12 protein-coding genes are annotated in these 12,926 nt (G+C 68.5%); 6 read left to right on the forward strand and 6 right to left on the reverse strand.

The features are described from left to right. Positions 1-543: 543 nt before the first annotated feature. A complete protein-coding gene (locus tag IEZ21_RS04630; RefSeq protein WP_246567318.1) occupies positions 544-945 on the forward strand; it encodes a fluoride efflux transporter FluC in 402 nt (133 codons plus the stop codon). 168 nt (positions 946-1,113) lie between these two features. Then, positions 1,114-1,488 (forward strand): fluoride efflux transporter CrcB, encoded by a 375-nt coding sequence (gene crcB / locus IEZ21_RS04635; protein ID WP_189320590.1) that lies wholly within the window; start codon positions 1,114-1,116, stop codon positions 1,486-1,488. 101 nt (positions 1,489-1,589) lie between these two features. Here crcB and IEZ21_RS48385 read toward each other — a convergent pair whose 3' ends face one another. Together IEZ21_RS48385 and IEZ21_RS04640 are read right to left on the reverse strand one after the other, a co-directional pair. Then, positions 1,590-1,724, reverse strand: coding sequence for a hypothetical protein (locus tag IEZ21_RS48385; RefSeq protein ID WP_281399377.1), 135 nt, complete (start codon positions 1,722-1,724; stop codon positions 1,590-1,592). 189 nt (positions 1,725-1,913) lie between these two features. Then, positions 1,914-2,348 carry a PPOX class F420-dependent oxidoreductase gene (locus tag IEZ21_RS04640; protein WP_189320591.1) on the reverse strand — a complete coding sequence of 145 codons (435 nt, stop codon included), beginning with the start codon at positions 2,346-2,348 and terminating at the stop codon, positions 1,914-1,916. Between the two features lie 223 nt (positions 2,349-2,571). On the opposite strand from IEZ21_RS04640, the gene IEZ21_RS04645 reads away from it, so the two are divergent. Continuing rightward, positions 2,572-3,291: a helix-turn-helix domain-containing protein gene (locus IEZ21_RS04645; protein ID WP_189320918.1), complete on the forward strand. Its 720-nt coding sequence runs from the start codon at positions 2,572-2,574 to the stop codon at positions 3,289-3,291. 57 nt (positions 3,292-3,348) lie between these two features. Here IEZ21_RS04645 and IEZ21_RS04650 read toward each other — a convergent pair whose 3' ends face one another. Continuing rightward, positions 3,349-4,374 (reverse strand): ATP-dependent 6-phosphofructokinase, encoded by a 1,026-nt coding sequence (locus IEZ21_RS04650; protein ID WP_189320592.1) that lies wholly within the window; start codon positions 4,372-4,374, stop codon positions 3,349-3,351. A 272-nt stretch (positions 4,375-4,646) separates the two neighbouring features. Between IEZ21_RS04650 and pta the strand changes: the two genes are divergently transcribed. From pta to pyk, 3 genes are all read left to right on the forward strand, one after another. Then, on the forward strand, positions 4,647-6,758 hold the full coding sequence (gene pta / locus IEZ21_RS04655; protein WP_189320593.1) for a phosphate acetyltransferase: 2,112 nt from the start codon (positions 4,647-4,649) through the stop codon (positions 6,756-6,758). Beyond that, positions 6,755-7,996, forward strand: coding sequence for an acetate kinase (locus IEZ21_RS04660; protein ID WP_189320594.1), 1,242 nt, complete (start codon positions 6,755-6,757; stop codon positions 7,994-7,996). The genes pta and IEZ21_RS04660 overlap by 4 nt, the downstream gene beginning before the upstream one ends. A gap of 74 nt (positions 7,997-8,070) precedes the next feature. Further along, complete coding sequence (gene pyk / locus IEZ21_RS04665; RefSeq protein WP_189320595.1) at positions 8,071-9,489, forward strand: pyruvate kinase; 1,419 nt, start codon at positions 8,071-8,073, stop codon at positions 9,487-9,489. Positions 9,490-9,592: 103 nt separating this feature from the next. Here the strand turns inward: pyk and IEZ21_RS04670 are convergent, their stop codons facing one another. The 3 genes from IEZ21_RS04670 to IEZ21_RS04680 all read right to left on the reverse strand — a co-directional run bounded on the left by IEZ21_RS04670 (position 9,593) and on the right by IEZ21_RS04680 (position 12,312). After that, a complete protein-coding gene (locus IEZ21_RS04670) occupies positions 9,593-10,855 on the reverse strand; it encodes a hypothetical protein (protein WP_246567320.1) in 1,263 nt (420 codons plus the stop codon). A gap of 91 nt (positions 10,856-10,946) precedes the next feature. Further along, complete coding sequence (locus IEZ21_RS04675) at positions 10,947-11,483, reverse strand: DUF6114 domain-containing protein (RefSeq protein WP_189320597.1); 537 nt, start codon at positions 11,481-11,483, stop codon at positions 10,947-10,949. A 196-nt stretch (positions 11,484-11,679) separates the two neighbouring features. Beyond that, entirely contained in the window at positions 11,680-12,312 is a 633-nt protein-coding gene (locus tag IEZ21_RS04680) for a DUF6230 family protein (RefSeq protein ID WP_189320598.1), read from the reverse strand. Positions 12,313-12,926 lie beyond the last annotated feature (614 nt).

Consider the following 12,926-nt stretch of genomic DNA (forward strand, 5'->3'; position numbering starts at 1 on the left):
AGTACGAATCACCGCCCACGCGCTGCTCACACGCCGACCGGAGCAACGACGAAACCCACCCTGCGGATCGAAAGGCGGCGCCCCGAACAGGCGTCGCAGCGTGGGCGATTCGGATCTGCCCAGGGGTGGCGCTCCCGCTGTGGGGCGCGGGGTCGGGCTGCTGTGACCGTCGCGACGCGGTGCCCCAAAGCCGGGCTGGACGCCACGGCTGGCGTCCGGATTCCGACCGTGATGCCAAGACCTTTTCGCCAGTGAACATCTACGGCATTATTTCTGGTGGCTTTTAGAAATAGATGGCTGATACGTGGACATATAGCTCGGTATGAGTGTGTATCGCATCGCTGTCAGGCAGCCACGCTGTGGCTGTCGCTTTGGTCATTGCGTTCCCCCCTGTCTCTGCCATCCCAGCTGGAGCCTTTCTCTTGGAGGGATTCAGCAGCGACAAGTCCGAACACTGCGTGGACTACGACCACCTGTCCCGCATCCGATGGCCGGCCTGATCACCGAAGGCACAGGGCCCCTCTCGCGAAGCGACGCGAGCGGCTGCACGGGCGGGGGCCGGTGCTTGCGGTGACAGCCCTCGGCGGAGGGCTTGGCGCAGCGGCACGGTACGGGGCTGAGCTGCTGTGGCCGACTGCGCCTGGCGCCTTCCCTTGGACGATGCTGGAGATCAACGCAGCTGGGTGCGCGATGTTCGGTGTGCTGATGGTGGTCAGCAGCGAGGTGCGGGCGCCGCACCGGCTGGTGCGGCCGTTCTTCGGCACCGGGGTGCTGGGCGGCTTCACCACGTTTTCCGCCTACGTGGGCGACATCCGGCGCCTGGTGGGCCAAGGCCACGCCACGACAGGGTTGGCGTTCCTCGTATTGACACTCGTGGTGTCCCTGGCGGCGGCATGGAGTGCGTCAGCCGTCACGCGTCGCCTGATCGCTCGGGGGCTCACATGACACCTGGCCGACAGCGCACCGCAGAAGGCGGTCATCACCGGAAGAGCGACCTGTGGCGACCGGTGACGCCGAGGGGATCCGGGCGATCTGCCGCAGCGGACGAACCAGGTGGTGAGGGCCTGCTGTCCTTGTCGAGGCCATCCGCCGCACGGGTAAGGGGCTCCTGACGTGAACTGGTTGCTCGTCGTCGTCGGCGCGATGGTGGGGGCGCCGCTGCGGTACCTGATCGGCCGGGCAGTCGAGGCCCGCAACGACACGCTTTTCCCCTGGGGGACGTTCACAGTCAACGTGGCCGGCTGTCTGGTCTTCGGACTGCTGACCGGCGCCGTGACGTACGGCGACGCACCCTCCAGCGTGCGGTTGCTAGTGGGGGCCGGGGTGTGCGGGACACTGACCACCTACTCAGCCTTCTCCTATGAGACCGTTCGTCTGGCCGAGATAGGGGCGCGGCTCTACGCCGTGGCCAATGTCCTCGCGAGTGTGGCCTCCGCGATCGGGGCCGCCTTCATCGGCGCAGCGCTGGCGGAGGCGATGTGGGCATGAGCGAGGTGGCAGAACTCCGGGCGGGCAGGCGGCGGTGAAGCAGAAAACCCCCACGGCGCGAAGCGGCTCAGGTGGCCGCCCACGCCGATGAGCTCCAGGCGCTACGCGAGCTGGGCACGCTGGAGCAGGCCGAACCCCGCGAGGGCGACGAAGCCGCTCGGGACGAACTCACCCGCCGCGCTGGGTCGTACGCGCCGAAGGACGTCGACGCCTGGCTCGCCCTCCTGGCCGCGCACCGCGGGCGCTACACGGACCCGGCTGCCCTCGAGGCAACCGCCAGTCTTCTGCCGCTGCCGGTGCTCGCCCCGACCGCCGCCCCCGCCGACTGGCGTTCGCACCGCCGCCGGCCCCGAGGCCACCGCCGACCTCGCCTCGATCCTCACCCGCACCGCCGAAGTGACTGCGACCTCTCCGCCGCAGTGTCCTCACTCCGGCAGCACCCCGGGACGGAACTTCTCCACCCCCACCACATGCCGCACCCGCACCGGCTCGATCAACAACATCACCCGCTGCTCCCCCGGAAGCAGCCACGGATACCGGTCCTCGCCGATGTACTTCTTCGTCAGCCGGTCCATGGCCCGCTCAGCCACCTCGCCCTCGACGAAACGTACGACCCGCCCCCGGATCTCCACCCGGTCGTAAGGGTTCTCGGTGTCATGGTGGGACAGCGAAACGCTCGGATTGCGCCGCAGGTTGTCGACCTTGACGCGGCCCATCGACGTGTTGACCATGACGTACTCACCTTCCATGTCCGCCCACATGGGCGAAACCTGCGGTGCCCCGTCCGGCCCGACCGTCGCCAGGTGCCAGAAGTTCGGCGCCAGAAGCCGCTCTCGAATGTGGCCGTCGATGCTGCTCATAGCGGTGCCGCCCCTTCACGCTCGCGCTGCCCGCTCGCACGGGCACGTACGGCGCCATCCTCGTGGCCGGAACCAGGCTCCCACCAGATGATCTTCAGCCACCTCGGACACGTATCGGACAAGTATCCGACGTGATCGGACTCGCATCCGAAATCGTAGAATCCGACAATCTGTGATCCTGGCCGAACAGACCGTAGTCATCGCAGCCCCGCACCCCTACCTTGTGCACGTGCACCAATCGCCACCCCCTGCCCCTGAGCCCATCCCGCCCTTCAACGCCCCCGTCGCCCGCAGACTCCGTGCCGCGCTCGGCATGGGACCGGAGCATGTCGCGTACGGGATACGGACCTCGTACGGACTGCCCTATGTGACACCCGACCTCGTCGCCGCCTGGGAGGCAGGCAACGCGGCGCCCGGCAATGCCGAACTCGTCGCGCTCGCGGGCGTGTTGTGGTGTTCGCCCGCCGAACTCATCGGTGCGCCACAGACGTTGCGCGAATTCAGGCTCGCGCGCGGCATCCCGGCCGAGGACGTCGCGCGGGCCGTCGGACTCGAACTCGCCGTGTATCTACGGATGGAGGAGAACAACGAGTGGCGCGGCAACGAGCGTCAGTCCGCGGCCCTCGCCGAGGTGCTCGGCCTCGCGCTGCCGGATCTCGTCACCGTCCGCGGACGCCGCCCGAAGCTCGCCGAGTTGTTGCGCAACGCGTGCTCCACGCGCTGGCAGGCGTACGTGCGTCCGGTCAGCAAGCTGTTGCCGCTTGACCGGTGGCTCGTGGAGGACGTGCTCGAGTCGCTGTACACGGAGTACCAGCTACAGATGGCGCCCACCCTGAGCTGGGGCAACGGGACGGTGGCCGTCGAGGCCGGGGACGTGGGCCGGGACTTCCTGGACCAGGTCGTCGACCACTTCTGGTCCAAGGTCCAGCGCCACGCCCCGTAAAGCGCAACACCCCATGAGCAGAGCCCGCTCCAGAACCCCGCTCCAGAACACCGACCTCTAGAACACCGACTCCGCCTCGTCCATCCGGTCCTTCGGCACCGTCTTCAGCTCCGTGACCGCCTCCGCGAGCGGCACCATCTCGACCTCCGTGCCGCGCAGCGCCGTCATCCGCCCGAAGTCGCCCCGGTGGGCGGCCTCGACGGCGTGCCAGCCGAAGCGGGTGGCGAGCACGCGGTCGTACGCCGTCGGGGTTCCGCCGCGCTGGACGTGGCCGAGAATGACCGGCTTGGCCTCCTTGCCGAGCCGCCGCTCCAGTTCGTACGCGAGTGCCGTGCCGATGCCCTGGAAGCGCTCGTGGCCGAACTGGTCGATCTCGCCGTGGCCGTAGTCCATGGTGCCCTCGGCGGGGTGCGCGCCCTCGGCCACGCACAGGACCGCGAACTTCTTGCCGCGGGCGAAGCGCTCCTCGACCATCTTGACCAGGTCGCCCGGGTCGAAGGCGCGCTCGGGCAGGCAGATGCCGTGGGCGCCGGCGGCCATGCCGGACTCGAGTGCGATCCAGCCGGCGTGGCGGCCCATGACCTCGACGACCATGACGCGCTGGTGCGACTCGGCGGTGGTCTTGAGGCGGTCCATCGCCTCCGTGGCGACGCCGACCGCGGTGTCGAAGCCGAAGGTGCGGTCGGTGGACGAGATGTCGTTGTCGATCGTCTTCGGTACGCCGACGACCGGCAAGCCGACGTCCGAGAGCATCCGGGCGGCCGTGAGCGTGCCCTCGCCGCCGATCGGGATGAGCGCGTCGATGCCGAACTCGCGCATCTCGTCCTGGGCCCCCTCGCAGGCCTCGCGCAGCCGGTCGCGCTGGAGGCGGGAGGAGCCGAGGATGGTGCCGCCGCGGGCGAGGATGCCGCTGACCGCGTCCAGGTCGAGGTTGCGGAAGCGGCCGTCGAGCAGTCCCGCGTAACCGTCCTCGAAGCCGATCACCTCGTCGCCGTAGTGGGCGACGGCTCGGTGCACGACCGACCGGATCACTGCGTTCAGCCCCGGGCAGTCGCCGCCTGCGGTGAGAACTCCGATACGCATCGTGCTGTTTCTCCTGCTCGCTGCTTGGTACGTAAGGGCTGTCGGTACTTGTGAACTGTCGTCTTGTGAGCTGTCGTGAAGTGTCGGTACGTGTGAGCCGGTCCGATTGTTTCACGGGGGGCCTGAGGGCCTGTCGGCCACCGGTCCCCCACAGCCATGTCCCGCCGCGACGGGTCGGGTGCCTTAACCATGCCCAGAGGTATTGTCAAGGGGGCACGCACGGGCCCCACGATAGCGGCTGTTTTTGACCAGTGAGGAAACGGAGAGCACGCGTGACGCGCAGCGTGTACGTGACCGGGATCGACCGGGGCGACGGTCGCCAGGTCGTCGAGCTGGGAGTCATGGAACTCCTGACCCGCCAGGTCGACCGTGTGGGCGTGTTCCGCCCGCTCATCCATGACGATCCCGACCGTCTCTTCGAGCTGCTGCGGGCCCGCTACCGGCTCGCGCAGGACCCGGCGACGGTCTATGGCATGGACTACCACGAGGCGTCCGCGCTCCAGGCCGAGCAGGGCACCGACGAGTTGGTCTCGCAGCTGGTGGACCGCTTCCACCGGGTGGCGCGCGACTACGACGTGGTGCTCGTCCTGGGCACCGACTACGCGGACACGCAGTTCCCGGACGAGCTGTCCCTCAACGCCCGGCTGGCGAACGAGTTCGGCGCCTCCGTCATCCCCGTCGTGGGCGGCCGCGAGCAGACCGCGGAGTCGGTGCAGGCGGAGACCCGCAACGCGTTCCGGGCGTACGACCATCTGGGCTGTGACGTCCTCGCGATGGTGGTGAACCGGGTGGCCCCGCTGGACCGCGCGCAGATCCACGCGGGCCTCGACTCCCGCCTCCCGGTGCCCTGTTACGTACTGCCGGACGAGCCCGCGCTGGCCGCGCCGACGGTCGCCCAGATCACCCACGCGCTCGGCGGCAGGGTCCTGCTCGGCGACGACTCGGGGCTCGCGCGCGACGCGCTGAACTTCGTGTTCGGCGGCGCGATGCTGCCGAACTTCCTCGGCGCGCTGACCCCGGGCTGCCTGGTCGTCACCCCCGGAGACCGCGCCGACCTCGTCGTCGGCGCCCTCGCCGCGCACAGCGCCGGCACCCCGCCCATCGCGGGCGTCCTGCTCACCCTGGACGAGCGCCCCAGCGACGACGTCCTCACGCTGGCCGCCCGGCTCGCCCCCGGCACCCCGGTCGTCTCGGTGGCCGGCAACAGCTTTCCGACGGCGGCCGAACTCTTCGGCATGGAAGGCAAGTTGAGCGCGGCGACGCCCCGCAAGGCGGAGACCGCCCTCGGCCTCTTCGAGCGGTACGTGGACACCGGCGGCCTCCTCAGCCGGGTCTCGGCACCGAGCAGCGACCGCGTCACGCCGATGATGTTCGAGCACCAGCTGCTGGAGCAGGCCCGCTCGGACAAGCGTCGCGTCGTGCTGCCCGAGGGCACCGAGGAGCGCGTACTGCACGCCGCCGAGGTGCTGCTGCGGCGCGGCGTCTGCGAACTGACGCTGCTCGGCCCGGTGGAGCAGATCCGCAAGAAGGCCGCGGACCTCGGTATCGACCTCGTCAAGGCGCAGCTCATCGATCCGACGACCTCCGAGCTGCGCGAGCGTTTCGCCGAGCGGTACGCCGCGCTGCGCGCCCACAAGAACGTGTCCGTGGAGCTGGCGTACGACGTGGTCTCGGACGTGAACTACTTCGGCACCCTGATGGTCGAGGAGGGGCTGGCCGACGGCATGGTGTCGGGGTCGGTGCACTCCACCGCGGCGACCATCCGGCCCGCCTTCGAGATCATCAAGACCAAGCCCGATGCGTCGATCGTGTCGTCCGTCTTCTTCATGTGCCTGGCCGACAAGGTCCTGGTGTACGGGGACTGCGCGGTCAATCCCGATCCGAACGCCGAGCAGTTGGCCGACATCGCCGTCCAATCGGCCGCCACCGCCCAGCAGTTCGGTGTCGAGCCGCGGATCGCGATGCTCTCGTACTCGACCGGGACGTCCGGCTCGGGCGCGGACGTGGACAAGGTGCGCCGGGCCACCGAGCTGGTCCGCGCGAGCCGCGACGATCTGAAGATCGAGGGCCCGATCCAGTACGACGCCGCCGTGGAGCCGTCGGTCGCGGCGACCAAGCTGCCGGGGTCCGAGGTCGCCGGACAGGCGTCCGTGCTGATCTTCCCGGACCTCAACACCGGCAACAACACGTACAAGGCCGTGCAGCGTTCGGCCGGCGCGATCGCCGTCGGCCCGGTCCTGCAGGGCCTGCGCAAGCCGGTCAACGACCTGTCCCGCGGCGCGCTCGTCGGGGACATCGTGAACACCGTCGCCATCACGGCGATCCAGGCCCAGGCCCAGACCCCCAGCCCATCGCCCGCGACCTCGAAAGCTTCCGCCCTGTGACCGGCACCCGTGTCCTCGTCCTCAACTCCGGCTCCTCGTCGGTGAAGTACCAGCTGCTCGACATGCGTGACAGCAGCCGTCTCGCGGTGGGTCTCGTCGAGCGCATCGGCGAGGAGACGTCCCGCCTGAAGCACACCCCGCTGGCCAACGGCGGCCAGACACGCGAGCAGACCGGCCCGATCGCCGACCACGAGGCCGCCCTGAAGGCCGTCGCCGAGGAGCTGGGCAAGGACGGACTCGGCCTGGACTCCCCCGAGTTGGCGGCGATCGGCCACCGGGTCGTGCACGGCGGCAAGCAGTTCACGGAGCCGACGGTCATCGACGAACGGGTCCTCGCGGAGATCGAGCGGCTGATCCCGGTGGCGCCGCTGCACAACCCGGCCAACCTGACGGGCATTCGTACGGCACAGGCGCTGCGCCCGGACCTCCCGCAGGTGGCCGTCTTCGACACGGCGTTCCACACGACGATGCCGGAGTCCGCGGCCCGCTACGCGATCGACGTCGAGACCGCCGACGAGCACCGCATCCGCCGCTACGGCTTCCACGGCACCTCGCACGCGTACGTCTCGCGCGCGACGGCCCGGCTCCTCGGCAAGGACCCGTCCGAGGTGAACGTCATCGTGCTGCACCTGGGCAACGGAGCCTCGGCCTCGGCCGTCCGGGCGGGCAGGTGCGTGGACACATCCATGGGGCTGACGCCTTTGGAGGGGCTGGTGATGGGTACGCGGTCCGGAGACCTGGATCCGGCGGTCATCTTCCATTTGGCACGTGTTGGCGGGTTGTCCATGGACGAGATCGACACTTTGCTGAACAAGAAGAGCGGTCTGATCGGCCTGTGCGGCGACAACGACATGCGGGAGATCCGTCGCCGCGTCGACGAAGGGGACGAGCGGGCGCGGCTCGCCTTCGACATCTACATCCACCGCCTGCGGAAATACATCGGCGCCTATTACGCGGTGCTCGGCCGGGTGGACGCGATCGCCTTCACGGCGGGGGTCGGTGAGAACGCGGCCCCGGTGCGCGAGGCTGCGGTCGCGGGCCTGGAGGGGCTGGGCCTGGCGGTCGACGCCGAGCGCAACTCCGTACGGTCCGACGAGCCGCGGCTGGTCTCGCCGGAGGGTGCGCGGGTCGCGGTGGCCGTCGTACCGACCGACGAGGAACTGGAGATCGCCACCCAGACGTACGCACTTGTGGGCAGCCCCGAGGCGCCCGTCGGCGGTTCACAAGCCCTCAACTGAGCGGCATTCCGCCCCTTTGTAGCTTCCACCAGACGGAATATTCCGTACTGAAACAAACCGTTAGGATCGCCCCCATGCGCCGTTCCAAAATCGTCTGCACACTGGGCCCAGCCGTCGACTCCCATGAGCAACTCGTCTCGCTCATCGAGGCCGGTATGAACGTGGCCCGCTTCAACTTCAGCCATGGCTCGCACGCCGAGCACCAGGGGCGGTACGACCGTGTCCGGGCCGCCGCCGAGGAGACGGGCCTCGCGATCGGCGTACTGGCCGACCTCCAGGGCCCGAAGATCCGCCTTGAGACCTTCGCCGAGGGGCCCGTCGAGCTGGAGCGCGGTGACGAGTTCACCATCACCACCGAGGACGTACCGGGCGACAAGTCGATCTGCGGCACGACCTACAAGGGCCTGCCGGGCGACGTCGCCAAGGGCGACCAGGTCCTGATCAACGACGGCAACGTCGAGCTGAAGGTCGTCGAGGTCGAGGGCCCCCTGGTCCGGACGGTCGTCATCGAGGGCGGCGTCATCTCGGACCACAAGGGCATCAACCTGCCCGGCACGGCCGTGAACGTGCCCGCGCTGTCCGAGAAGGACGTCGAGGATCTGCGCTTCGCGCTGCGCATGGGCTGCGACCTGGTCGCGCTGTCCTTCGTGCGTGACGCCGACGACGTGAACGACGTACACAAGATCATGGACGAGGAGGGCCGCCGGGTCCCCGTCATCGCCAAGGTGGAGAAGCCGCAGGCGGTGGAGAACATGGAGGCCGTGATCGCGGCCTTCGACGGCGTCATGGTCGCCCGCGGTGACCTGGCCGTCGAGTACCCCCTCGAGAAGGTCCCGATGGTGCAGAAGCGCCTCGTGGAGCTGTGCCGCCGCAATGCCAAGCCGGTGATCGTCGCGACCCAGATGATGGAGTCGATGATCACCAACTCCCGCCCCACGCGCGCCGAGGCGTCCGATGTGGCCAACGCGATCCTGGACGGCGCGGACGCGGTCATGCTGTCCGCCGAGTCGAGTGTGGGCGCGTTCCCGATCGAGACCGTGAAGACGATGTCGAAGATCGTCCAGGCCGCCGAGCAGGAGCTGCTCTCCAAGGGCCTGCAGCCGCTCGTACCGGGCAAGAAGCCGCGTACGCAAGGCGGTTCGGTGGCCCGTGCCGCGTGTGAGATCGCGGACTTCCTGGGCGGCAGGGGCCTGGTGGCCTTCACCCAGTCCGGCGACACCGCCCGCCGGCTGTCCCGCTATCGCGCGGTCCAGCCGATCCTGGCCTTCACCCCGGACGAGTCCACCCGCAACCAGCTCACGCTGAGCTGGGGCGTCGAGCCGCACGTCGTGCCGCTCGTCAGCAGCACCGACGAAATGGTCGACCTGGTCGACCAGGAGATGGTCAGGCTGCGGCGGTTCAACGACGGCGACACGGTGATCATCACCGCCGGCTCGCCTCCCGGCGTGCCCGGCACCACGAACATGGTGCGGGTGCACCACTTGGGCGGCTGACCGCCCGTACGGCCCATAGGCCGCTGTACGTCACTGAGGGCGCCCCCTGCCGCGCAGGGGGCGCCCTCAGCTGTTGTGCGGCTCCCGAACCAGCCCTGTCGGACTACCCGAGCGGCGTGGTGTACTGCTGCAGGCCGGGGACGGTCAGTGTTCCGCCGAACTGGGCGGCCTGCACGACCTTCACCTTGGTGAAGTAGATCAGTGGGATGTTCAGCGGCGGCGGGTGCTTCGGGTCGAACGTGACCGGGATCAGGCCGAGCAGGTTGCCGGAGATGCTCTCCGTGTACATGACCGTCTTGCCGTCACGGATGGTGGACGTGGTTCCCTTGCCCGCCTGCACGTGGTGCTTGGCGCCGGCCTTCTTGTCGTCGACGGTCTGGTGCAGATCACCGATGTCGGTGCCGTCGGAGATCACGTACTTCAGGACCTCCTTGACCGTGCCGTTGGCGGTCTTCACCTTCACGACGCCCTGGTAGTCGGCGCCCTTGAGCAGCAGCGAGCTGGCCTCCAGCTGCCAGGGGTCGTCGGCCAGGGCCGGGATGCCCTGCTCGACACCGCCCTCGTCGTCCGTGGCGGTCGGGCAGTCCTCCGGGTCCGTGCCCTCACTCGCGGACGGGCTGGGGGTCGGGGACGGGCTGGCCTCGTCGGCTGCCTCCCCCGCCTTCTCCGCGGTGTCCTCGGCCTTGTCGGCCGCGTCGTTTGCCGTGTCCGTGACGTCCTTGGCGGCGCCCTCGACCGTGTCGGTCGCCTTGTCCTTGGCGTCTCCAGCAGCGTCCTCGGCCTTCTCGGCCTCGTCCTTCGCCTTGTCCTCGTTCGCCGACGGGGAGGGAGTGGGCGAGGGGCTGGCCGCCGCCTCCTCTTCCTCCTTCTCCTTGTCGTCGGGCGTGAAGAGGTCCTCCAGCGCCTTGCCGAGGCCCAGCGGGTCGAGCGGGTGGTTGCTCTCGGACGGAGAAGGAGACGGCGTCGGCTCCTCCTCGGCCGGCTCCTCGGGAGCCGGGTCGGCGGGCTCGGGCTCAGGCTCGGTCTCGGGCTTGTCGTCGGAACCTGAATCCGACGAAGAGCCGTTGTCCGACGAGCCGTTGCCCGCGGAGTCGTCGCCCGAAGCGTCCTCACCCGAGGAGCCCTGCTCCTCCTTGTCGTCGGACGCGGGTGGGCTCGTCGAGGTGGAGGGTGAAGGCGACGCCGACGCGTCCTTGCCCTCCTCGGTCTCCTCCTCGAGCGCGTCGACGCACTCCTTGTACTCGTCGATCGTCAGGTTCTTCGCCGACGGCTTGTCGTCGGCCCGGGCGAGCGTCGGAGTGAGGCCCATGCCCATGAGGATCGCGGTCGGCATCGACGCGATGGCTACCGCCTTGCCCGCGGGCATCTGCAGCCTCGTCAACAAGGGCTTCTTGGGGGCTGCATGCCGCGGCCCGGTTCTCGCCCGGTGCACTTCCGAGCCCACGCGGTGGACCTCCTCAGGCACGGTGCCTCCCGTTCGCCCCGTTGCTCGGGCTCGTTCCTGACAGATCGTTCGGCTCACTCGCCCCGCCCGCCGCCATGGCTCCGGGAGCGCCTCCTTCGTCCGTACGGTCCGTCTTGGCCGGCCCCGCCGCGGGCTCCTCGCCGGGTGCCCAGGACACGGCCATCGCCCCGCCGAACAGCGCCAGCAGGAAGCCGACTACGAACCCACCGAGGTTCGCCACCGGAATGGACACCAGCGCCAGCAGGATCGCCGCCACACCGGCGAAGACCCGTACATGCTTCTGGAACCACAGGCTGATGCCGAGCACGATCAGCAGCACGCCGATGATCAGGGAACCCGCGCCCGCGGTGGTGGCCATCGCCAGGGTCAGGTGACCTATCTGGAGATTCGCGTACGGGAAGTAAATGATCGGGATCCCGCCGAGCAGGATGAACAGTCCGGCCCAGAACGGTCGGCTGCCCCTCCAGGCGCGGAACAGCAGCCGCTTGTCGGTGAACTGGCTGCGCGTGGCTGGAGTCTCGGCGCTCATGGAAAACAGCTCCCTGGAACGGCGTTGCTGTGAGGGTGAAAGCTGGGTGTGTGTGGGGGGGGTGGCGAGTCTACGGACCGGGTGGTGCCGGACGGACATCGATGACGACATCCGACGAACCTGCAGACGGACTTCAAAGACGAGAAGGAAGTGTGACGGGCGAGGAAGCGGAACTCCCCCACCCGTCACGGAGCGCCTAGTAGCACTCCTTGACGCCCGTGGACAGCTTCATCGTCAGCCCGCTCAGCTTGAAGGTTCCGGCAGTGGTCGCCCACGCCGTCTGCTCCACGTCCTTGAGCAGGACCTCGTCGGCCTGCTGCGCGAATCCGAACGGGTTCGCCTTGTCGCCCTTGGCGATGCCGGGACCCTTGTTGGCGTCTCCGGCGGCCACACCGATGTCGATGTTGGTGAACTCGGCATCGGCCTTCAGGTCGGCGACGTCGATGTACAGGTTCTTCGCCTCGACCGGCGTTTCACCGCCACCGGCCCTGAGAACGAGGCTGACATTGCCGAGCACCGGGATGTTCGGCGTGACGACGGACTGGCACAGGTTCTTGATCGTTGCGGTCTCGAACGCCGAGACCGCAACGGGGTGCGACGTCTTCTTGCCGTCGAGGGTGTAACCCTCGTCGATGGCGCCGTACTGCGAAAAGCCCGTGCCCTTGAGCTCCTTGGTCGTCACCTTGAACGACTGGCCCGACACGCTGAACGACGCGGCGAGAGCACTGTTGGCCAGGGCCATGCCTATCGCGGCCGTCGCGGCCACGCTGGGCACCATGACAACCGCGAACCGCTTCCATCTGGTCCCGCCACGCACATGGGACTCCATATTTCCTCCTTCTCGGACGTACATCTCCGGCCCTGACGGCCCCCGGTCGGCGGCTCAGTCGGGCAGGGATGGGAGAAGTGCTACGTCCTCGGGAAGGAGAGCGCCCGTACGTCAGAGGCGCGAAGGGCGCCCCAACACAAGCGATCACCCCCGAGCGACAACCACTGGTCGCGCCTGAACACTTCACGCACAACCTGCCGGACAGGCTCCGCTCGAAAGCAGAGACCCCCCTGTCCAAGGAGTGACGCCACTGCCGCCGCTCCTACTCGGTGGGGACCCAGTGAAACCCGTTGCCCCGATTGGCTGTCGGGAACGGGAATGGACCGAGCGTGGCCGATCGTGGTGCATTCACGCCGTCTTCCGCAAGGGGGATCGTTACTGGCTAGTAACGGCCGGATAACCGAACAACGACCCCCCGGTATCGGCCGACAGCGGAGGGTGCCCCCGAGGTGGGCACCAAAACGATTGATCCTCGGACGGAATCCGACAGATCAACGCCCTTCTCTTACTCCAAGTAACAGCGGCCGCGTTTACCAAGATTTGGTAAAACGCGGCCGCAAGGTCGTTGAGTCGACAAATCTTTCACTCAGGCATCAGGGGTCACAGTGGTTGCA

The organism is Streptomyces flaveus (assembly GCF_014647675.1).
GTDB classification, from domain to species: domain Bacteria; phylum Actinomycetota; class Actinomycetes; order Streptomycetales; family Streptomycetaceae; genus Streptomyces; species Streptomyces flaveus.

Bases quoted from the DNA above. Each gene is read 5' to 3' on its own strand.
- IEZ21_RS04640 (WP_189320591.1), bottom strand. From the start codon at position 2,348: ATGAGCAGCATCGACGGCCACATTCGAGAGCGGCTTCTGGCGCCGAAC.
- IEZ21_RS04650 (WP_189320592.1), bottom strand. From the start codon at position 4,374: ATGCGTATCGGAGTTCTCACCGCAGGCGGCGACTGCCCGGGGCTGAAC.
- pyk (WP_189320595.1), top strand. From the start codon at position 8,071: ATGCGCCGTTCCAAAATCGTCTGCACACTGGGCCCAGCCGTCGACTCC.
- IEZ21_RS04670 (WP_246567320.1), bottom strand. From the start codon at position 10,855: ATGCCCGCGGGCAAGGCGGTAGCCATCGCGTCGATGCCGACCGCGATC.
- IEZ21_RS04675 (WP_189320597.1), bottom strand. From the start codon at position 11,483: ATGAGCGCCGAGACTCCAGCCACGCGCAGCCAGTTCACCGACAAGCGG.
- IEZ21_RS04680 (WP_189320598.1), bottom strand. From the start codon at position 12,312: ATGGAGTCCCATGTGCGTGGCGGGACCAGATGGAAGCGGTTCGCGGTT.